Origin of the sequence: Rothia sp. 27098_8_27 (genome assembly GCF_041432805.1) — a bacterium.
Classification (GTDB): Bacteria; Actinomycetota; Actinomycetes; order Actinomycetales; family Micrococcaceae; genus Rothia; species Rothia mucilaginosa.
Map to the genome: position 1 here is coordinate 817,257 of NZ_JAPWAJ010000001.1, position 21,605 is coordinate 838,861.

At 60.0% G+C, this 21,605-nt stretch carries 17 protein-coding genes; 6 read left to right on the top strand and 11 right to left on the bottom strand.

Annotated elements, in window-relative coordinates; all coding sequences use genetic code 11:
• Positions 1–321: 321 nt before the first annotated feature.
• The 4 genes from O3675_RS03035 to O3675_RS03050 are packed head-to-tail and all read left to right on the top strand — an operon-like array spanning position 322 to position 3,571.
• Positions 322–1,086: an amino acid ABC transporter ATP-binding protein gene (locus O3675_RS03035; protein ID WP_049337287.1), complete on the top strand. Its 765-nt coding sequence runs from the start codon at positions 322–324 to the stop codon at positions 1,084–1,086.
• 15 nt (positions 1,087–1,101) lie between these two features.
• Complete coding sequence (locus tag O3675_RS03040) at positions 1,102–1,932, top strand: glutamate ABC transporter substrate-binding protein (RefSeq protein ID WP_070633829.1); 831 nt, start codon at positions 1,102–1,104, stop codon at positions 1,930–1,932.
• A 20-nt stretch (positions 1,933–1,952) separates the two neighbouring features.
• On the top strand, positions 1,953–2,636 hold the full coding sequence (locus O3675_RS03045; protein WP_049327621.1) for an amino acid ABC transporter permease: 684 nt from the start codon (positions 1,953–1,955) through the stop codon (positions 2,634–2,636).
• Positions 2,633–3,571, top strand: coding sequence for an amino acid ABC transporter permease (locus O3675_RS03050; protein ID WP_371570894.1), 939 nt, complete (start codon positions 2,633–2,635; stop codon positions 3,569–3,571). Before O3675_RS03045 ends, O3675_RS03050 begins: the two co-directional genes overlap by 4 nt.
• 166 nt (positions 3,572–3,737) lie before the next feature.
• On the opposite strand, the gene dapC is transcribed toward O3675_RS03050, so the two are convergent.
• The 6 genes from dapC to O3675_RS03080 form a co-directional block, all read right to left on the bottom strand.
• Positions 3,738–4,877, bottom strand: a complete 1,140-nt coding sequence (gene dapC, locus O3675_RS03055; protein ID WP_371570896.1) for a succinyldiaminopimelate transaminase — start codon at positions 4,875–4,877, stop codon at positions 3,738–3,740.
• Positions 4,878–5,070: 193 nt separating this feature from the next.
• Positions 5,071–5,391 (bottom strand): ferredoxin, encoded by a 321-nt coding sequence (gene fdxA / locus O3675_RS03060; RefSeq protein ID WP_005505213.1) that lies wholly within the window; start codon positions 5,389–5,391, stop codon positions 5,071–5,073.
• 498 nt (positions 5,392–5,889) lie between these two features.
• Positions 5,890–7,239 (bottom strand): PIG-L family deacetylase, encoded by a 1,350-nt coding sequence (locus tag O3675_RS03065; protein WP_102033400.1) that lies wholly within the window; start codon positions 7,237–7,239, stop codon positions 5,890–5,892.
• Positions 7,240–7,611: 372 nt separating this feature from the next.
• Positions 7,612–9,525 carry a translational GTPase TypA gene (typA, locus tag O3675_RS03070; protein WP_314360219.1) on the bottom strand — a complete coding sequence of 638 codons (1,914 nt, stop codon included), beginning with the start codon at positions 9,523–9,525 and terminating at the stop codon, positions 7,612–7,614.
• A gap of 209 nt (positions 9,526–9,734) precedes the next feature.
• Positions 9,735–10,667: an NAD(+) diphosphatase gene (gene nudC / locus O3675_RS03075; RefSeq protein WP_371570899.1), complete on the bottom strand. Its 933-nt coding sequence runs from the start codon at positions 10,665–10,667 to the stop codon at positions 9,735–9,737.
• Between the two features lie 188 nt (positions 10,668–10,855).
• Positions 10,856–13,027 (bottom strand): acyltransferase family protein, encoded by a 2,172-nt coding sequence (locus O3675_RS03080; RefSeq protein WP_371570901.1) that lies wholly within the window; start codon positions 13,025–13,027, stop codon positions 10,856–10,858.
• A gap of 395 nt (positions 13,028–13,422) precedes the next feature.
• Between O3675_RS03080 and pgi the strand changes: the two genes are divergently transcribed.
• Entirely contained in the window at positions 13,423–15,099 is a 1,677-nt protein-coding gene (gene pgi, locus O3675_RS03085; protein WP_005508482.1) for a glucose-6-phosphate isomerase, read from the top strand.
• Positions 15,100–15,227: 128 nt separating this feature from the next.
• On the opposite strand, the gene O3675_RS03090 is transcribed toward pgi, so the two are convergent.
• The 3 genes from O3675_RS03090 to O3675_RS03100 all read right to left on the bottom strand — a co-directional run bounded on the left by O3675_RS03090 (position 15,228) and on the right by O3675_RS03100 (position 17,246).
• Positions 15,228–15,932 (bottom strand): pyroglutamyl-peptidase I, encoded by a 705-nt coding sequence (locus O3675_RS03090; RefSeq protein WP_314363611.1) that lies wholly within the window; start codon positions 15,930–15,932, stop codon positions 15,228–15,230.
• A 42-nt stretch (positions 15,933–15,974) separates the two neighbouring features.
• Positions 15,975–16,562: a TIGR00730 family Rossman fold protein gene (locus O3675_RS03095; protein ID WP_371570905.1), complete on the bottom strand. Its 588-nt coding sequence runs from the start codon at positions 16,560–16,562 to the stop codon at positions 15,975–15,977.
• Between the two features lie 150 nt (positions 16,563–16,712).
• Positions 16,713–17,246, bottom strand: a complete 534-nt coding sequence (locus O3675_RS03100; RefSeq protein WP_371570907.1) for an NUDIX domain-containing protein — start codon at positions 17,244–17,246, stop codon at positions 16,713–16,715.
• 251 nt (positions 17,247–17,497) lie between these two features.
• On the opposite strand from O3675_RS03100, the gene O3675_RS03105 reads away from it, so the two are divergent.
• Entirely contained in the window at positions 17,498–19,036 is a 1,539-nt protein-coding gene (locus O3675_RS03105) for a hypothetical protein (RefSeq protein WP_371570910.1), read from the top strand.
• A 151-nt stretch (positions 19,037–19,187) separates the two neighbouring features.
• On the opposite strand, the gene O3675_RS03110 is transcribed toward O3675_RS03105, so the two are convergent.
• Both O3675_RS03110 and O3675_RS03115 read right to left on the bottom strand, forming a co-directional pair.
• Positions 19,188–20,681, bottom strand: coding sequence for an amino acid permease (locus tag O3675_RS03110; protein ID WP_049354198.1), 1,494 nt, complete (start codon positions 20,679–20,681; stop codon positions 19,188–19,190).
• Positions 20,682–20,990: 309 nt separating this feature from the next.
• Positions 20,991–21,488: an OsmC family protein gene (locus O3675_RS03115; protein ID WP_371570913.1), complete on the bottom strand. Its 498-nt coding sequence runs from the start codon at positions 21,486–21,488 to the stop codon at positions 20,991–20,993.
• Positions 21,489–21,605 lie beyond the last annotated feature (117 nt).

Genomic DNA, 21,605 nt, shown 5'->3' on the forward strand with positions numbered 1-21,605 from the left:
ACCTATCGGGCACTTTTCTGCGCTTTTTTCGAAATTTTTACCAAGTCGTGACTACCTCCCCAAAGGCGTTTGACACCTCGTGAGTGCGTAGAGAAAGGGAAGAATATATTCCCTAGTCAGAGCCTTTTGTGAAGATGGGGTGTTTTTTACCCATATTTTTACGTCAAAAATACTATAACTATGCATTCATGCTTAAAAATTCACATTGCTTACCCAGTAAAGTGAATATTTTGCAGACAGGAAACCGTCTGAGGCGTAAGCTGAAAACTCAGCATACAGACAACCCGCATCATAGACGCACCTCACGTGAAAGGGTTCAAAATGTCCGCACAGGCAGCTCCCGAAGCGCAGAAAAACCTCATCGAAATCGCCAACGTCAACAAGTACTACGGCACCAACCACGTTCTGAAGAACATCAATCTTTCCGTGGGAAAAGGTGAGGTCGTCGTCCTCCTCGGCCCCTCCGGTTCCGGCAAATCCACCCTCTGCCGAACCATCAACCGCCTCGAAACTATCACCAGCGGATCCATCACCATTGACGGACAAGAACTACCCGAAGAAGGCCGCGCACTCGCCAAGCTCCGCGCCGAAGTCGGCATGGTTTTCCAGTCCTACAACCTCTTCGCGCACAAGAACATCCTCGATAACGTAACCCTTGGGCCCCGCCGAATCCGCAAAATGTCCAAGTCAGAGGCAGAAGCAGAAGCCATGAACCTGCTCGCGAAGGTCGGTGTGGATTCCCAGGTGCACAAGATGCCCGCAGAGCTTTCCGGCGGTCAGCAGCAGCGCGTCGCCATCGCCCGTGCACTCGCCATGAAGCCCAAGGTCATGCTCTTCGACGAACCCACCAGCGCGCTCGACCCCGAAATGGTCAACGAGGTGCTCGACACCATGGTCTCCCTCGCGAGGGAAGGCATGACCATGATCGTGGTGACCCACGAGATGGGTTTTGCCCGCAAGGCGGCAGACCGCATCGTCTTCCTTGCCGACGGCGAGATCATCGAAGAGGCGCACCCGGACGAGTTCTTCACCAACCCGAAGAGCGAGCGCGCCAAGGACTTCCTCTCCAAGATCATCAACCACTAAAGCAGAGGGACCGACATGCAAAAATATTCACGTAGGCTCGCGGCACTCGCCGCAGCAGTATCCCTCGCTCTGACCGGCGTCCTCGCCGGATGCTCCAGCGCAGACAGCGACCATAAGATCCGCATCGGCATCAAAGTAGACCAGCCCGGCCTCGGTTACCAGGACGGCAACACCTACACCGGTTTCGACGTGGAGGTGGCACGCTACGTCGCCGGCAAGCTCGGCTACTCCGAAGAGCAGATTGAGTTCGTCGAATCCCCCGCCGCTAACCGCGAAAACATGCTCAACACCGGTCAGGTAGACATGATTTTTGCGACCTACTCCATCTCTGAAAGCCGCAAGAAGACCGTGGACTTCGCAGGCCCCTACTACACCGCAGGTCAGGACCTGCTCGTGCGTGCCGACAACACCGACATCAAGGGACCGGACGACCTCAACGGCAAGAACCTCTGCTCCGTCACCGGCTCCACCAGCGCCCAGAAGGTGCAGGACAAGTTCGCCAAGAACGTGAACCTGGTCAAGCAGAACAGCTACTCCGACTGCGTGGTCGCCCTCAACGGCGGCGTGGTGGACGCCGTCACCACCGACGACATTACCCTCGCCGGTCTGGCAGCCACCAAAGCGAACAAGGGCAAGCTGAGAGTGGTCGGCTCCCCCTTCACGACCGAACGCTACGGCGTGGGTCTGCCCAAGGGCACCGACAAGTGCGAAGCCGTGAACAACGCCATCAACGAGATGGTTGCCGACGGTACCTGGGAGAAACTCATCACCAAGTACACCGAAGGCACCGGCTACCACTACAACACCGAAACCAACCCGCCGCACCTGGGCACCTCCTGCGCCTAGGTCTCTAGAGAGGTTCACGAATGTCATTCTTTGACCAACTCGGCACCCTCCTGTCCAAGTACGATGTGGTTGGCGCCTTCATGACCAATATTCAGCTGACCTTCTGGGCGGCTCTTGGCTCGTTCGTTCTCGGTACTGTGCTGGCGCTCATGCGCATCAGCCCCGTCCCGTCCCTGCGCTGGGTGGGCACCGCCTATGTGCATACTGTCCGTAATACTCCGCTCACCATCATGATGACTTTTGCCATTTTGGGTGTGTGGACGCAGTTCCAGCTCTCCTTCTCGCACGATTTCGACACGAATTTCTTCGTGTACGCGGTCATTGCCCTGTCGATTTACCATTCGGCGTTTATTTGCGAGGCGATTCGTTCGGGTGTGAACACCGTGCCGAAGGGTCAGGCTGAGGCGGCACGCGCTATCGGTCTGGGTTTCTTCGACACCGCCCGCTTGGTGATTTTCCCTCAGGCTCTACGCGGTGCCATTACCCCGCTCGGCAATACTCTGATTGCGTTGACGAAGAACAGCACTGTCGCCTCGGTCGCGTCGGTGGCGGAGGCCTCCGGGCTGATGAAATCTATGATTGAGTTCGACGCGAACATGGTGCTCGCTATCTTCATCATGTTTGCGATGGGCTTCGTCATTATTGTTGTTCCCATTGGTGCGTTGACCACCTGGTCATCCCGTAAGCTGGCGGTGAAGCGATGAAAAACCCTTTTATCAGTAATGACACCCGCGCCGCTTCTTCGGTGCTTTTCGATGAGCCGGGTCCTATTGCGCAGCGTCGTATCCGCATCTTCAACATTGTTGCTGGAGTCCTTTTTGCACTATTTGCGGTGTATGTGCTGACCGTGATGGGTCAGAAGGGGCAGCTGGAGGCAGAAAAGTGGACTGACCTGTTCACCGCCCGCGCCTGGAGCTCCTACTACCTGCCGGGCCTTGCCTCGACCCTGTCGGCGGCAGCGGTTTCGGTGGTTACCTCGGTTGCGTTCGGTGTGGTCTTCGGTATTGCTCGACTCTCCCAGTACCGCGTTATCCGCTGGTTCGGCACCGTGGTGGTGGAGTTCTTCCGCGCCGTGCCGGTGCTGATAATGATGATCTTCTTCTGGCTCTTTTTGGGCAAGTACAGCGGTCTTCCGCCTGCTCAGCTGCCCTTCATCGCCGTGGTGATTGGTCTGACCCTGTACAACGGTTCGGTGATTGCTGAGCTGCTGCGTTCGGGCGTGAAGCAGCTTCCTCGCGGCCAGGGCGAGGCGGGTCTTGCGATTGGTCTGACCCCGACCCAGACGCTGATTCGGATCCTGCTTCCGCAGGCGTTTACCGCAATGATGCCCTCGATGCTCAGCCAGTTCGTAGTGATTCTGAAGGACACCGCACTCGGTTACATCATCTCCTACCCGGAGCTGCTGGCCTCGGCGCGCCGTATCGGTTCCGGTGACGGCAACGTGCTGCAGACCCTGATTCTGGCGGCGGCACTCTTCGTGACGGTGAACTTCGTGCTGACGGCTGTAGCAACCGGCATTACGGACAGGCTGGCGTCGCGCACCTCCGCGAAGGTGACCCGAAACCTGATTCCGGATGCGTTGGATAACCCGAACCCGCCGACCGTTCAGATGTTCGTTCTGCCCGGCGACCGCAAGTAGCCCTTCTCGTTCTGGCTCCTCAGCCAACGACAATCAGCGGATACGGCAAAGCCCCCGCACTCCCCTTTGGGAGGGTGCAGGGGCTTTCTGCTATGCGGGCTAGTTAGCTGCTGGAGCTACACAGCTACCGAAGCTACATGCCTGTCGGGACTACTTAGCGGCAACGTTACTTAGATGCAGATGCCTTCAGACGCTCAGCTGCCTTCGCCACCGCCTCATCAGAGGCAGTCAGGGCGATACGCACGTAGCCTTCGCCGTCCTCGCCGTAGAACACGCCGGGGCCAGCAATAATACCCAGCTCCGCCAGGCGCCCAATCGAATCCCAGGTGGACTCACCGAAAGTGGTCCACAGGTACAGGCCAGCCTCAGAGTCCTCAATGCGACCACCGGCGGCGGCAATCGCCTCCTGCAGTACCTCGCGGCGGGCACGGTACAGGTCCTTCTGAGCCGCCACGTGCGCCTCATCAGCCAACGCAACCATCATGGCGGCCTGCACGGGGGCGGGCACAATCATGCCGGCGTGCTTACGGCTATTAATCAGGTTCGGCATCAGCTCGGGAGCACCGGCGATGAACGCGGCACGGTAACCGGCGAGGTTCGACTGCTTCGACAGCGAGTACACCGCAAACAGGCCGGTGAAGTCGCCATCGCACACGCGCGGATCCAGGATGGACGGCACCGGCTGACCGCCGCGCGCCTCATCCCAAGCACCCCAGCCAAGCTCCGCGTAGCATTCGTCAGATGCCACCACGGCACCAATTTCACGCGCCTGCGCCACAACCTCACGCAGCTGCTCCACGGTACGCACCACACCGTTCGGGTTCGCCGGGGAGTTCACCCAAATCAGCTTCACACGGTTGCGGGTGTCAGCGTCCAGCTCATCCAGGCTATCGGCGGGCACGGACTCGGCGCGGGCAAAGCGGGCACCCATATCGTAGGTGGGGTACGCAACGCGCGGGTACACGACCACATCGCCCGGGCCCAGACCCAGCAGGAACGGCAGCCACGCCACGAGTTCCTTCGAACCGACCGTGGGCATGATCGCCTCCGGGCTCAGACCGGTCACACCGCGGCGGCGCGCAAACCACTCAGCAATAGCCTCACGCAGGGCGGGGGTGCCGTGGGTGGTCGGGTAGCCGGGTGCGTCGGAGGCGGCAGCCAGCGCCTCACGAATGTTCTGCGGGGTCGGGTCGACCGGGGTGCCGATGGACAGGTCCACCGGACCGTCCGGGTGGGCGGCCGCGGTTGCGCGGTAGGGGGCAAGCGCCTCCCAGGGGTATTCGGGCAGGTTCAGGCCGTAAGTCATTGTGTCACCTGGTTGCTTGGGAATAGTTTTCGTCATTTTAGTCTAGCGTCCGCGCGCTGGCGTGCCTACAGCAAGAGCCTCCATTCCAGCGCCTAGACGGTGCGTGGGCACCGGGTGCTGTGATAGAGGCTCTTGGCACCCGTTAGCGGGTGCGGTCAGTCTATGCGGTTGTCGCTATTATTCGCCGCAGGGATTACTCGCCACGAGGGGGCAACGCCGCGATGAAGGGCACGTCCTTGCCGGTGGGGCCGAGCTTTGCTGCGCCGCCGGGGGAACCCAGGTCGTCGAAGAAGTCTGCGTTGGCGCTGACGTATTCGCTCCACTCTTCGGGGACGTCGTCTTCGTAGTAGATTGCTTCTACGGGGCAGACGGGCTCGCAGGCGCCGCAGTCCACGCACTCATCCGGGTGGATGTACAGGGTGCGTTCGCCTTCGTAGATGCAGTCGACGGGGCATTCTTCAACGCATGCGCGGTCTTTGACATCCACGCAGGGAAGCGCGATTACGTAGGTCATTGGTGTGCCTTTCTAGAAGCTGTTCGCCCCGTGCCCGCCGGTCTGCGGGTCGTCTGCTGCAGGGCAAAATCTACAGAGTAAACCGCCGAGTAGGTGGTACCCGGCGGGGAAGTCTGTGTATAGTCTATCGCGCGCTGACTGTTTAACAGTATTTTCGTGGTGTATCAGACAGTGGGTCATTGGGTTTGTGGGGGTATTTTTTAGGCTAGGCTGACCTGGTATTTATTTGCATTACGACTAGTCGGCTGGCTTTTAAAAATAGATTAAGCCAAAAATGAAATCTTCGTCACATGAATTTTTTGATGAGGTCGCCGCTATTTCAACCCCGCTAAATTCACCGAATAACGCATAAATTTTCTTCCCTATTTTCCGCTATCCGGGCCTCTGTCCGGCGGGTGCAGAAGACAGCAACTGTGCCGCGCCCAAAACAGCAGGAGGGGCGCCCCGGCAGACCGGAACGCCCCTCCCCCACGTTATGACATAGTAATAGCCTTCAAGCTACTTCTTAGCGCGCGCACGCTGATGCGCCGCACGCGGCGAGAAATACTGCGCGTCCTTCACGCGAGCGCGCGTGTACACGAGCATGCCCAGCATCGCCGCAACCGGGGCACCAAACCACCACAGGGCACCGTAGAAGCCAATCGCCGAATGGCCCGGGTTCACCAGAACAAACGGCGAATCGGGGCGACCGTAACCGAGCACGTACACGGTCACGAACACTGCAACAGCCACGACCGCCGCCGCGTAGCCGCGACGCAACGACAGGGCACACCACAGGGCGGTAAAGAAAACCGTCAGGTACGCCACCAGCAGGCCCAGCGGTAGGGCGGTATCGCCCGCGTACACGACCCAGGCATGGTAAATCGAGCCGGCGATACCGGCAAAAATGCCCAGAATCGAGCCGGTCAGAACGCCCGCCACCAGACCAGCCTCCTGCGGCTTCGGGTGCACGGTCGCGGTCGGGTCACCGTCGAGCACACGGAAAGTCTCCACGGCAGAAATCTTCTGCGGCACCTTATTCGAATACTCAAAAGTCTTCTCGTCCACCACCGTAATCTGGGTGCGGTGCGCCTCCATTGCCTTACGCTTGGCGGTGCCATCACCGTAAATAGCAGCCTGCAGACGCTGATCCGCCGTATCGAACTCACCCTCAATGCCCCAGGTGAGAATCGGGCGGTCCTCGTCATCTTCAAGAATCTGCAGGGCGCGGTGCACGATCTCGTACACGCGCACGTGGTCGGGGTGACCGTAGCCGCCGTCCGAATCGTAGGTGACCAGAACATCCGGGGTGAGGGCACGAATAGCGGCAACCAGCGCCTGAGCCTGTGGTTCCAGCGGCTGCGCGGTCAACGAATCAGCCGCCGCCACCGGGTTGGCGACGGGCTTACCCTCCGGGCCCCACGCCATGCCGGAGTCACGGTACAGCGGCAACGTGCCCTCCGCAACGGCGGGTTCCTGCCCCAGGAAGAACTGCTTCTTCACACCCAGCGCCTTGATAGCGCCGGCAAGCTCACCGGTGCGGTACTCGCCCAGCGCCTCACCGTTATCACGGCAGCCGGGTTTACCGACCTCCAGGTGATGCAGCTCCTCGGGGATGACCTCGCCCAACTCACCGCGGGTAGCGGTCAGCAGATACACCTCAGCGCCCTTCTGCGCGTAGTACGCCATGGTCGCGCCGGTTGAGGAAGTTTCGTCGTCCGGGTGTGCGTGCACAAACAGGATGCGTGCCTTCTTCGCATCGTAATTATTCGGCAGCAGGTCACGGCGGGAACCGGGAGTGATACGCTCACCCTGCGTAGGGTAGCTGGGGGTCGCAGAATCAGGCTGAGTGTTCTCGGTTTCAGACACAGGCTTTCCCTCTCATACGCAGGGTTGGGTTTCTTAGACGGTCAAATCGCGCCGGCAATTTACATCGTTGATCAGCAGACGTTGAGTAGCGGACGGGTGCCGCCACCGTGCAGGCGCATTATTTTATCTTACACACTCGCATGTACAGCGCGGGGTGTTCAGGCTTTTCGGAAGCAGTTTTAGGCAGAAAACAAAAGCGCTCCGCTCTCCTTGTTCTTCTCTCCGCCCTACCCCTCCGGTACTTCCCGAACGTGCCTGAGGGTTAAACAGAACCGCCGCTACCTTCCATGTGAAAGGTAGCGGCGGTTCTTACGCAACGACAGCACCCGCTACAGCAGGCTAGTCGCTAACGCGCTATTAGTTCGCGCAGTATTAGTCATTCGCACGGGCGCGGCGGCGGAACTCGCGCACACGCTCGTTGGAGTCCAGGATGACCTTACGGATACGAATCGCCTCGGGGGTCACCTCAACGCACTCGTCCTCGCGAGCGAACTCGAGGGACTCCTCCAGGGTCAGCTTCTTCGGCGGGGTCAGGTTTTCGAAGTTGTCCGCGGTCGAAGAACGCATGTTGGTCAGCTTCTTTTCCTTGGTGATGTTAACTTCCATGTCGTCTGCACGGGAGTTCATACCAACGATCATGCCCTCGTACACCTCAGAGGTGGGCTCCACGAAGAAGGTGCCACGCTCCTGCAGGTTAATCATCGCGTAGGGGGTCACCACGCCGGCACGGTCAGCAATCAGCGAACCGTTGGTGCGGTACTCAATGTCGCCAGCCCAAGGCTCGTGCTCAATCGAGTAGGAGGAAGAAATACCGGCACCGCGAGTCTCAGTAAGGAACTGAGTACGGAAACCAATCAGACCACGTGCGGGAACAGCGAACTCCATACGGACCCAACCGGTACCGTGGTTCGACATGTTCTCCATGCGGCCCTTACGCGCAGCCATCAGCTGGGTGACAGCGCCCAGGTGCTCCTCGGGCACGTCAATGATCATGTGCTCCATGGGCTCGTAGACCTTGCCGTCGATGGTCTTGGTAACCACCTGGGGCTTACCCACGGTCAGCTCGAAGCCTTCGCGGCGCATCTGCTCCACGAGGATAGCCAGGGCGAGCTCGCCACGACCCTGAACTTCCCACGCATCCGGACGCTGGGTGGGCAGAACCTTGATGGACACGTTACCGATCAGCTCGCGGTCCAGGCGGTCCTTCACCTGACGTGCGGTGACCTTTGCGCCCTTGACGCGGCCAGCCAGCGGGGAGGTGTTAATACCGATGGTCATGGAGATCGCGGGATCGTCCACCTTGATCAGCGGCAGGGGCTTGGGGTTCTCAGCGTCGGTGAGGGTTTCACCAATGGTGATGTCCTCGATACCTGCCACTGCGACGATTTCGCCGGGGCCAGCGGACTCTGCGGGAACACGCTCAAGAGCCTTGGTAGCCAGCAGCTCGGAGATGCGGACGTTCTTGATTTCACCGTCGTGACGTGCCCACGCAACGGTCTGGCCCTTCTTCAGGGTGCCGTTGAAGATACGGACCAGTGCCAGACGACCCAGGAACGGGGAGGAGTCCAGGTTGGTCACGTGTGCCTGCAGAACCTCGTCCGGGTTGTAGGTGGGGGCGGGCACGTGCTCGATGATGGTCTTGAACAGCGGCTCAAGGTCGTCGTTGTCGGGCAGCTGGCCGTCTGCGGGCTGGTTCAGGGATGCAGCGCCAGCCTTACCGGATGCGTACACTACCGGAACGTTCAGCACAGCGTCCAGGTCCAGGTCGGGAACCTCGTCCGCCAGGTCGGATGCCAGGCCGAGCAGCAGGTCCATGGACTCGCCAACGACCTCGTCGATACGGGAGTCGGGGCGGTCAACCTTGTTCACCACGAGGATCACGGGCAGCTTAGCAGCCAGTGCCTTACGCAGCACGAAGCGGGTCTGGGGCAGCGGACCTTCGGATGCGTCCACGAGCAGCACAACGCCGTCAACCATGGACAGGCCGCGCTCCACCTCGCCACCGAAGTCGGCGTGGCCGGGGGTGTCAATAACGTTAATGGTGATGGTCTCACCGTTGGCGGAAGGGCCGTTGTAGAACACGGTGGTGTTCTTCGCCAGAATGGTGATGCCCTTTTCCTTTTCGAGGTCGCCGGAGTCCATGACTCGGTCTTCAACATCTGCGTGGGCAGAGAAGGCGTGGGTCTGCTGCAGCATCGCGTCGACGATGGTGGTCTTGCCGTGGTCAACGTGTGCCACGATGGCCACATTGCGAAGGTCGGGGCGCGAAGCGGTGTTTTCAGACATGCGTTAAGTTTCTCGCTTAAATCTAGGGGATAGTCTTGCCAGCGGGTGCGCTCTAGAAGGCGCGGGGGTCACGGGGCAGTACCTTCAGATAGGTATCTGGGGGTGTTTGCCGGTTGGAGTGTTTGCCGGTGGAACCGCTCTGCGATGAGAGCATTTCCGGGCACGCCAAAACGGACCCCCCTCCGTTGGGCTTAGCTACCAGTGTATCACTAGGGCTTTTCGGCGAGCCACTCATCAAGCATGCGGCGGGCGACAGCGTTCGTGCCGGGCAACTCCAGCTTGGCGGGGTCATCCTCGTCGCTATTGCCGCGCTCCTCCGAAATAGCAATCGCCTCACGCAACTCAGCGGCGGTAAACCAGCGGGCGGCACGAATCTCACCGTCGTGATGGATGATGGGTTCGTTCTCATCCACGCGCGCCCGGTAGCAAATCATGAGCGAGCGCGGGAAAGGCCACACATCACTCATACGGTATTCGGTGCTGAGGGTGTGCAGGCCGGTCTCCTCGTAGACTTCGCGAGCGATTGCCTCTTCGAGGTTCTCGCCAGGGTCAACGAAACCGGCGATGAGGGCGAAACGGTTGGGGTGCCACTGGCGGTTATTCGCCAGCAGCACGCGCTCGCCGTCGCGGCTGGTCACCAGCGCCATCACGGCGGGTTCAATGCGGGGGAACACCAGCTCGCCGGAGGCGGTGCGGCGGATGCCCTTGGAGCCGAGGGGTGCCTCCTCGCCACTGTAGGCGGAGTAGCGCATGTCGATGAGGTAGTCGCGGCGTGCCAGGGCGGTGGCGTAGTGGGCGCGGCCTTCCGGGTCCTCGTGCACCGGGTAGTAGCGGAAACCACTGGTGGAGGCGCGCACCCGAGGGGTGTTCAGGTCGGCGGCGACCTGCGTGAGGGTTTCATCCTCGCAGTAGAGCACGTGCACCTCTGCCTCACTATTCTTCTGGGCGTCAGCACCGTAGGCGGCGGGGCGAATTACACTGCGCGCAAGGATAGCCTCTTCGGTCAGCGGCTCGGCAGTATCGTTACCGGTCAGGTAGTGCAGGGTTCCGTCATCGTTGAGGAGGGTTTCCCCTTCGCGGGAGACGAGCAGGTAGCGCGGTGCGTGAGTGTCAGCGGGTGTGTGTTCAGGTGAAGAAGTCATAGGTTTTACTCTACTCCGCTCACACCACCCCCGTACTCGGGCGCGGCGACCGTTCGCCTGGTAAAACTAAAACTCGCATCCGCCTCCTAACCAAATTCCCTCGTTAACTCAAAGTCCACGGGGCGCAGTTCACGCGGCGAAAGGGGGCTTTGTATTCAACACATATGCGAGCCAACCAGATGGGCTACTTACTTATTGGCGGTTCCCTTCGGATCCCAACCAGCGGCAAGGGCACGCTCATAGATGATGTCCGTGAGGGTTGTCTCGTAGACATTCGTCAGGTGGTTCGAGTCAGCGTACATGTACACGTTGCCCTGAAGAACCGAGCACTTACCGTCGGGGCAGTACACGTCCTTCAGGTCAATCAGGTAGGCGCCGCGGTCAGCGTACTTGGCGAAGATCGGGGCGGCAGGGTCCTCACCGTACTTTACTTCGATGGGTTCAGAGCAGTCATCGATGTTCTTCGCCTTCATCGCACACATGTACATGTCGGAGGCAAAACGCGGGTTGTCGCGAATACCAATGACCTGAATACCGGCGTCGGTAAGCTTGCGCAAAGTCTCGTCCAGACCGGGGTCTACGGTTTCGCCCTCGGCGGTTACGGCAGTAGTGGTCGAAATGATAAATACGGTGGAGGGCTTGGCCGCCAAAATTTCAGCGGTCGCATCCTCAGTGAAGGGGATGCAACGCTTCATGAACCCATTCACCGTATTCTCGGGCTGGGTGAAAGGATACGGGCAGCCGGTTAGCAACAGATTCAGCTGATTAGCACCCACCTGCTTAGAAATGCCTTTCAGAGCTTCTGTCTTCTGCAGGGCATGAGAGCTTCCCACCATGGCGAAGAGAGGCGCATCATCGGAAGCGTTCTTCGTGTAGCCGCAGCTAATGTCCAATTGTTCATTAGTCAGAACATAAGAGCCCTTACAGCCGGTATCCCAGGGGACGAATAGACTAGCAATAGTAGCGTTCTTCGGGATGGGGTCAGCCTCGACGAGCTCCTTATCGGGCGATAGCGCACGCGCACCGGGGTAAGTGTCGACATCATTCTGGACGCTAGCCATCGCCCTATTGATGACCTGCTCGTCACGCTGTTCAGCCCACGCTCGGGTACCGAGCACAGTCGGTGCCGCCAGGGCAAGAATCGCAACAACGAAAGCGACGTTACCCGCCCATGCCGAGTAGGAGGTTGAAGGGCGTTGCAGCTTCAGCTTGGAGGCGAGCGCCGGCAGGAAGTTATCGGACGCCGAGCGCAGGGGCTTCTCCACGAAGCGGTTCAGAAGCCACGCCAGACCAATCGATACAGCAATCAGCACGGTGCCTTCGAGGAAGGAGACGCGCGGCTTACCCACGGCGGCGCTGTACAGCACGAGCATGGGCCAGTGCACCAGGTACAGGGCGTAGGAGATGTTGCCTAGGTTCAGCAGCGGCTTGGAGGTCAGCAGGCGGTCAATCGCGAACTTGTGATCGGTGCGGCCGGCAATAATGACCAGTGCGCCGGAGAGAATCGGCCACAGCGCCAGGAAGCCGGGGAATGCCTTCTCAACGGGTAGCACGGCACCGCAGGTAATCAGACCGATGGTACCAATCCAGCCCATAACCACGCGGGTACCCACATGAGAGGGCTTCCACTTGAGGGTCATGATGGCGAGCAGGGTACCGACCGCGAACTCCCAGAAGCGGGTGCGGGTATCGAAGTAGGCGTATGCGGCGTAGTTCTTGGTCTCCCATACGGAGAACGCGAAGGATGCGCAGAAGACCAGGCCGAAGACCAGTACGGCGGCGGGTACCGGCTTGATACGGACCTTCTTCACCAGCAGCGCGGTGATAGCAAAAAGAACCGGCCAGAGCAGGAAAATCTGACCCTGAATGGACAGGGACCAGAAGTGCAGGAAGGGCGACTTACCGCCGGTGTTGGAGGCGAAGTAGTTTACCGAGTTATTCGCCAGGTTCCAGTTCTGCCAGTAGAACAGGGAAGCCTGCGCGTCCACGGCACGGTCAGTCCAGATGGTCGGCGAGAGCACCAGGAAGCTACCGGCGAGGGTCAGCAGAATCACGACCGACGCTGCGGGCAGCAGGCGGGTGAACACGTGCGTCCAGTAGTTCAGGAGCTTGAGGGGCTTACCCTCATTGATTTTCCGCATGAAGGAAAGCGAAAGCAGGAATGCGGAAATGAAGAGAAAGACATCCACTCCGCCGGACACCTTACCCACCCACACATGGTAGATCACGACAAGCAGTACTGCGAACGCACGAAGACCCTGGATTTCAGGGCGGAAGCCGCGACTTTCCAGAAAAGATTCGTAGGGAGGATTCTGGTCGGTTTTGGACACACGAATCCCCTTGAAAAGATTAAATGCCATGTTTGGTTGTCCTGAGTGTTAAAGGCTTAGCCTCTACCCCAAAAGTCGTACCGGGTAGAACGCTGTATATGAGCATCTAGGGGATATTTCTTGGGGTGTTTCATGACCCCAGATACTTTGAGCCCTGGTCTAAGATTCTTTGAACTATATAGTCTAATGTTCTTTAAAGTGAAACTTCAAAGATTGTGGGCTTTCTCCCATTCCCTCTGTGGCTCATTCCCTCTGCCGCTGGATACGCACCCGACAAGGCACGTCACCATCTTCGATTTCTTCGAATTGCTCACTTCGTTTCTATGCCGCTCACAGCAGTGCCAGGTTTCGATTTTTTCGCCGTATCGTCCCATATCACTCTCGAAAGAGATGACAGAGGCACCTGAAAATAAGAGAATGGAAGCATGACTACTTCTATTGACCCTACGACCACCTCCGCGTGGTCTGCTCTGTCCGCTCACCACAAATCTCTCACCCCGAACCTGCGCGAATGGTTTGCCGCTGACCCGGAACGCGCGCAGAAGCTCAGCTTCACCGCCGACGAACTGCACGTCGACCTGTCCAAGAACCTGATTACCTCCGAAACCCTTGAGCTGCTGGTCAAGCTCGCTGAAGAGGTCAAGCTGGAGCAGGCTCGCGAGGCAATGTTCTCCGGCGAGCACATTAACGTCACCGAGGACCGCGCAGTACTGCACACCGCGCTGCGCCGCCCCGAGGGTTACACCCCCGCGCTGACCGTTGACGGCCAGGACGTAGACGCAGACGTTCACGCCGTGCTGAAGAAGATTTACGCTTTCGCTGAGCGCGTGCGCAACGGCGAGTGGACCGGCATCACCGGCAAGCGCATCGAGACCGTTGTGAACATCGGTATCGGTGGCTCCGACCTGGGCCCGGTCATGGTGTACGAGGCTCTCAAGCCCTACGCTGATGCAGGCATCACCGCACGCTTTATCTCCAACATTGACCCGACCGACGTGGCTGAGAAGGTCTCCGGCCTGGACCCCGAGACCACCCTGTTCATCGTCGCATCCAAGACTTTCGGTACCCTCGAAACCCTCACCAACGCGCGTGTGGCACGCGAGTGGCTGCTGTCCGCACTGGCTGAGGCTGGCGCTCTGGAAGGCAAGGAAGCGTCCGAGGCTGTGGCTAAGCACTTCGTGGCTGTCTCCACCGCACTCGACAAGGTTGCAGCATTCGGTATTGACCCCGAGAACGCTTTCGGCTTCTGGGACTGGGTTGGCGGCCGCTACTCTGTAGACTCCGCAATCGGTACCTCCCTGGCTATCGTTTTCGGCCCGAAGGTTTTCGCTGACTTCCTCGCCGGCTTCCACGCAATGGATGAGCACTTCCGCACCGCTCCCCTGGCTCAGAACGTACCCGTTCTGATGGGTCTGCTGAACATTTGGAACGTGAACTTCCTCGGTGCTGAGACCCACGCGGTTCTGCCCTACGACCAGTACCTGCACCGCTTCCCCGCATACCTGCAGCAGCTGACCATGGAGTCCAACGGCAAGTCCGTTCGCGCGGACGGCTCCTTCGTCAACTACGCAACCGGTGAAGTGTTCTGGGGCGAGCCTGGCACCAACGGCCAGCACGCTTTCTACCAGCTGATTCACCAGGGCACCCGCCTGATTCCTGCGGACTTCCTGGCATTCGCTAACCCGGTCCACCCGACCAAGGACGGCGAGCAGGACGTTCACGAGCTGTTCCTGGCTAACTTCTTCGCACAGTCTCAGGCTCTCGCCTTCGGTAAGACCGAGGAAGAGGTTCGTGCAGAGGGCACCGCAGAGCACGTGGTCAACGCACGTATCTTCAGCGGTAACCGCCCCTCCACCTCCATCATGGCGCCGCGCCTGACCCCGCGCGTTCTGGGCTCCCTGATTGCCCTGTACGAGCACATCACCTTCGTTCAGGGTGTTGTTTGGGGTATTGACTCCTTCGACCAGTGGGGTGTTGAGCTCGGTAAGAAGCTGGCGCTGGACCTGGTTCCCGCTATTGAGGGTGACCGCGAGGTTCTGGCTCGTCAGGATTCTTCGACCGCTTCGCTGATTGACTACTACCTGAAGAACCGCACCAAGTAGTAGCTCAAACATAGCCCCAAGGGTTTTATGGCCCGCGGGTATAGGATGCACAAACCGCCGGATAGGCTCCCAGTTTGGGAGGCTATCCGGCGGTTTTGTTATATGGGTTCTAGCTACGCCCAGTGTTGCTAGTTCACTGCGGGCAGGGTGTCGGAGGCGACCTCCGCAATAATGCGCACCACGGTGGATTCGGGCAGCTGCGGGATGCCCTGCTCATCACGCATCACGCCACCGGCGTCACGGTGGGCGGTCAGCTCCACACCCTTGGTCGTCTCTTCACCGTCGGCGCAGGTTGCGGGAACGTGCACGAATCCGGCGGGGATGCTCAGACCCAGTTCACGGCTGATGCGCTGACCCTCGTAGAACACGTGGTTGCACACGTAGGTTCCGGCGGTGTACGAAATCTCGACCGGCTCCCCCGCCGCACGCAGACGCTCAAAGCTGGCACGCACCGGCAGGGAGGAGAAGTACGCCTCCTGACCGCCCGGAGCGATCGGCTCATCGCAGCGCTGGTCGCCGTCGTTATCTTCAATACCGGCGGAGTCCAGGTTGATAGCGACCTGTTCGAGGCTGACCACGTCGCGGCCAACCGCAACGCCCAGGCTGATGAGCGCATCGGGCTGCACATCCTGCAGGGCGGCGCGCAGAGCGGTGCTGGATCCGTCGTAGCTGACGGGTAGCTCGCGGGTGATGACGTTCAAATCCGGGCGCCTCTGAGTCAGCAGACGCTGAGCACCCTCAGCGAGCGCAACGGTGGGGTTCACCGGCACGCCGGGGAACGGACCGAAGAAGGTCAGCAGCAGGGTGCGTGCCTGGTTGGGGGTGGTTGCCATAGTGGTTCTCGTTTTCTGCGTTGGTTTTATGCAGTGTTGGCTTTATTCAGCAGTGTTCTTCTCGGCGGCGCGGCGTTCCAGGTCCTTGGCAAGCGCATCCAGCAGCTCTTCGGGAGTGGTGGCGATGATGAGCTCGTCTAGGTAGCGTTCGTTGAGCAGGCCGGTGGACGCCATGTAGTGCATCGCGTCAATGAGCTTGTCCCAGTAGCCGTTGACGTTCAGCAGGGCGACCGGCTTGGAGTGAATATCGAGGAACTGCCAGCTGAAAACTTCAAAGAACTCTTCGAGGGTGCCGGGGCCGCCGGGCATTGCGACGAATGCGTCAGCCTTCTCAATCATGGCGATTTTGCGCTGGTGCATGGTGTCCACAATGTCGAGGGTGGTCTGGCCGGGGTACACACCCTCCAGGCCGACCAGCTTGTGGGTGACCACGCCGTAAACTACGCCGCCGGCGTCCAGGGTTGCGCCCGCGACGGTACCCATGAGGCCGGTGCGGCCGCCTCCGTACACCACACCAATATTGTTCTGGGCGCAGAGGGTGCCGAGCTCCTGGGCGCGGGTGGTGAAGAGCGGGTCGTTGCCGGAGCGTGCCCCGCAGTAGACGGCGAGGTTGTAGTCAGTCTTCTTCATGGTTCTCCTTGGGGTGTATGGGGGGTTTCCGGGGTGGAGCGCCTCTATGCGTTCTACCCGCGATAGATGTTGCTGTGTTGAGGGTACCGGATGCACCTGTGTACCTCATGTGTGCCGCCCGCCGGTTCAGGGGCACGTCAGGGGCGGGGGTTACGGTAGCGGGGTGCGTGCCAGCAGCGGGAAGATCTGCTCGGTATTCAGCGGTGCCTGCGATGCAGAATCGAAAGAGCTGCTCATGGCGGGGTTGACCCAGCGCAGCTCAGCGATTTCGGCTTGCGGCACCAGCGAAGCCAATAGCTCGTGCTGTTCGTCGGTGGGTGCGTATTCGTAGGTTTCGGCGCGTACCGTAAAGCCTGCCTCGTTCAGTGCCGCCGCTTCCAGGAGTCCGCGGTGGTGCATCCGGGCGGGGTCGGGGGTGAGCCCGATTTCTTCGTTCACTTCACGGCAGGCGGTCTGTAGCGGGGTCTCCCCCGGTTCGGGTTTGCCGCCGGGCATCATGAACCCGTCACTGCCCTGCTTGCGCACGGTGAGTACGAGCCCGTCCCGGTTGCGGATTGCTACAGCGCACACGTTCACGACGCGGTGCGTGCTGTCGATGGCGCTGTGCTCAGTAGCGCTGAGTTCGGCGGGCGGGGCGGGCGGGGTTGCTTCTACTCGGTTCTGCGGGTTCTTCTGCGTGGGCATCTTTCTACCCTAGCATTTCCGTATCCTCCACCCGGCGCAGTGCGTGTTTGTCTTATTCATCCACCCTATTGTGCGCCCTGTAGGTATTGGTTTTACGTAATATTTCGGCGAGTTATCTTATGTCCGGTTCATGCGTTTAGGTGCGTGTTACGGTGTAATTAACCGCGATGTCGCGGTACCGTATACGCACTCGACTTGGCGCGATACAGGAAGAGTGCGGATCACTCAATCACCCATGTAGAAGGAACTTCATGATGGCTAACTCTTCTCCTGCCCGCCGCTACGGTAGCGCCGGCGCTTCTGTTCTTCTTGCCGCTTCCTTGAGCTTGTGCGCTCTGCCTTCTGTTGCGGCAGCGAATACCCCGAATCCGGATAACCCGCCGGTTATTACGGTCTACAACTACAAAGTTGAGACCAATACTCGTGAGTTGAAGACCGCCCTGCGTCTGAACAAGATTACGTTCAAGGCGTCGAAACTGCCCGCGAAAACTACCGCTTTCGCCCCGGCATTGCACGAGGCAAACCATAGGGGTTTCCCGTTTCTGAACCCGATTCAGACGGTGCGCGTTGAGGGCCCGTTCAAGGACGGCACGGCGACTGCGACCCATTACGTTCCCGGTAGCCTGATTGACCCGGCGAAGAACTACAGCTTCGTCGCTAATATCATCGTTGATGGTTACGGGGGCGGTCAGATTCTGCGCATGGACGTTGTGAAGGATAGCGCCGCACCGGTTCTGCACGTGGATTCGCCGCGTTTGAACACCAAGGGTGAGACCGTGTTGAAGGTCCGCGGTACCGGCTACACCGGTGAGGCTACCCCGCACGGTGTGCGCGTGGTGGTGTCTGATACGAATGTGTGGGTTCCCGGTCGTTTTCCTCAGATGGGTATGCGCTTCGTGGCTGAGGTGACCGTACCTGCTTCGCAGATTCACAACGGTGCTTTTGAGACGGAGGTGAAGGTCCCGGCGAATGTTGCGGCGACGCTGAATACCTCTCACAAGTACATTGCGGGCACTATGGCGGCTGGCGTTCAGGGTGCTGAGTACGGCTCGTTTGATGCTCAGAAACCTCTTGAGCTTTTCGCGCAGGAGCCCGTGGTTTCTGCGGTTCCGACCGATGCACCCACCGTGGCACCCCTGCCCGAGGCAACCATCGGCGTAAACCCGACCGACGCGCCGACCGTAGCACCCCTGCCGGAAGCAACCGTTGGCGTGAACCCCACTGACGCACCGACCGTGGCACCCCTGCCGGAAGCAACCGTAGGTGTAAACCCCACTGACGCGCCGACCGTAGCTCCTCTGCCCGAGGCAACCGTGGGTGTGAACCCGACCGACGCGCCGACCGTAGCACCCCTGCCGGAAGCAACCATTGGTGTAAACCCGACCGACGCGCCGACCGTAGCTCCTCTGCCCGAGGCAACCGTGGGTGTGAACCCGACCGACGCGCCGACCGTTCCCGCACTGCCGGAAGCAACGGTCGCTCCGGAGCCGGTTGCCGATAAGACCCCCAACGCTGACAAGCTGGAGGACGCAACCGTGGCGCATCCCAAGAATAAGCCTGCTCAGAGCAAGCCCGCCCAGGAGGCTCCGGTGACCGCCGCCCGCTCGGCTAAGGACACTCTGGCTAAGGACACTGGGGCAAAGGACAGCCTCGCTAAGGAGAGCAGCCCCAAGAAGGCTACCCTGGCGAGCACCGGTGCATCCAGCGTTGGTGTGATTGTTGGCATTGGCGTTGTTGCAATCTGTGCGGGTCTTGGCTTGAGCGTTCTGCGTTCGCGCCGCCATTCCTAAGAGCTGCAGAGCATACAGCCTAGCTCACCCGTGCGGAATAAACTGCAGATAGCAAAGAGCCGCCGGATCCCCTCAGTCAGGGGAACCGGCGGCTCTTCACGTATCAGCTAATTCAGCCAGCAGAGTCTATCAGCCGGCGCAAGCATTCGCGTTACTTCGAAGCCTTAACCTCGATGCCGCTCACGTCAATCTGCTCCAGCGGAATCAGGCGGTCACGAGTGACCACGCGGTGCACCAGCCAGACCGCGATAATCACGGGCAGACCAATGTAGGAGCTGAGCACGCCAGCCCAGTCGCCGCTCAGGAACGCCTCGTAGTTCTGGCCACCAATAACGACCAGGCACATGAGAAAGGCGATAATCGGGCCTGCGGGGAAGAACGGTGCCACGTAGGGCAGGTCCTTCAGGCTATTGCCCTGCTTCAGGTACGCGCGGCGGAAACGGTAGTGAGCCACAGCGATACCCACCCAGGTGATGAAGCCAGCCAGACCGGACACGTTCACCAGCCACAGGTACGCGCCGTCCGGCGAGAGCAGTGCGGCGATGAAGCCGACCGCGCCGATAGCTGCGGTTGCCAGCAGCGCGTTCATGGGCACGCCGCCGGAGTTGATGTGGGTGAACATCTTCGGTGCCTTACCCTCCTGGGCGAGCGCGAAGAGCATACGAGCCGAAACGTACAGGCCCGAGTTACCTGCAGAGAGCACTGCGGAGAGAATCACGGCGTTCATGATGGCTGCCGCGAAGGCGATGCCCGCACGCTCGAAGATGAGGGTGAACGGGGAGATGTTGATGTTGCCGTCCGCTGCGGTGAGCAGGTTCGGGTCGGAGTAAGGAATCAGGAAGCCGATGACGACCATCGCGCCGATGTAGAAGAGCATGATGCGCCAGAACACGCTGGTCAGCGCGCGGGGCACGTCGCGGCGGGGGTTCTCAGATTCGCCGGCAGCCACACCGATCATTTCGGTGCCCTGGAAGGAGAAGCCTGCCACCATGAAGATGGCGAGTACGGCGGGTGCGCCGCCGACGAAGGGTGCCTCACCGACGGTCCAGTTGGAGACGCCCGGGGAGCTACCGCCCAGGATGCCGAAGATCATGGCGATACCCGCGATGAGGAAGACAACCACGGTGACGACCTTGATGGTGGCGAGCCAGAATTCGCTTTCACCGTAGGAGCGTGCCGAGAGGGCGTTGATGCCGGTCAGCAGCACGAGGAATCCTGCCGCCCACACCCAGGATGGGATGTCCGGGAACCAGTACCTCATCACCTCGCCGACGGCGACGAGTTCAGCGGCGACGGTAATCGCCCAGTTGAACCAGTAGTTCCAGCCCATGGCGAAGCCGAAGGACGGGGACACGTAGCGTGCCGCGTAGGTCTGGAATGCGCCGGGGACGGGCAGGTGCGCCGCCATCTCGCCGAGGGACTGCATGAGGAACAGCACCATGATGCCGATGAGGGCGTAGGCGAGGATTGCGCCGCCGGGACCTGCGGTGGAGATGGTCTTACCGGAGGCGACGAAGAGGCCGGTGCCGATTGCGCCGCCGATTGCAATCATCTGCATGTGGCGGGCGGAGAGGCCTCGCTTCAGTTCACCCTCTGCGGGGGTGGCTTCCGATGCAGCGCCGGAAGTCTCTGTAGGCTGTGCCATGTCAGGTCTTCTTTCTGAGGCTATTGCTTCGTGCGTTTGCTAGCGGTCTAGTCTGGTGTCCAGTCTAGTCCTGCTGCTGGTGGTGCCGCCGAAGGTTTGTGCCTGGGTCAAGAAATTCTTTAATCATAAGGATTTCTTACGTACCGTAAGTTTTCCTAATCTGAGGGTCAATCCTACTCGCTTTTGAGGCTCTTTTCCACCCAAAACCACAAAAACACAGAAAAACCCTCCCGTACCCGCTTCATCACAAGCGGTACGGGAGGGTTCCATATCAGGCTAATTCACCCGATTTATTCAGCTCACCCGGCTTTAGTCAGCCAGGTTGTGGAACGAAACGTTCGTGGGGTGCTCCACGGTACGAGAAACGGTGCAATCCTTCTGCTCGCTGAGCTGAATCAGACGGTCCACCATCTTCTGCGCCTTGGCGCCCTGCTCATCGGCGGGGAAACGCACATCAAAGTCCACCTCAACGTCGTCGAGGCGCACCGCGCCGTCTTCGGTCTGCTTCAGCGCCGAGGCGAGCACCTCGAACACCTCGGGGGTGGAGCGGCGGGAGGTGCCCGCGTCCACGTCCACGGAGGAGCAGCCGGCAATCGCGGCGAGCAGCAGCTCGACGGGGGTCAGCAGGCCCTCGCCCACACCGAAGTCGAGGGTTGCGCCGTTGGCACCGTAGGCACGGTAGCGCAGGCGGTCGATGCGCTCGATCTTGGTCTGGCGGTAGTTGTCGAGTTCGCGGCGTTCCTGCTGGTGCGAGTACACCTTCTTCTGCTCTTCAGCAGTCTGCACGGTGTTGTTCTGTTCAGCCATTGAGGTTCCTTTCGGGTTGCCCTTTCGGGTGGTTCTTTGTTTAGTGCCATTCACTATAAGCGTGTTTCTCATTATTTTATTCCCGGACTCTTTTTCTCGTCGGTCAACCGGCCGCTC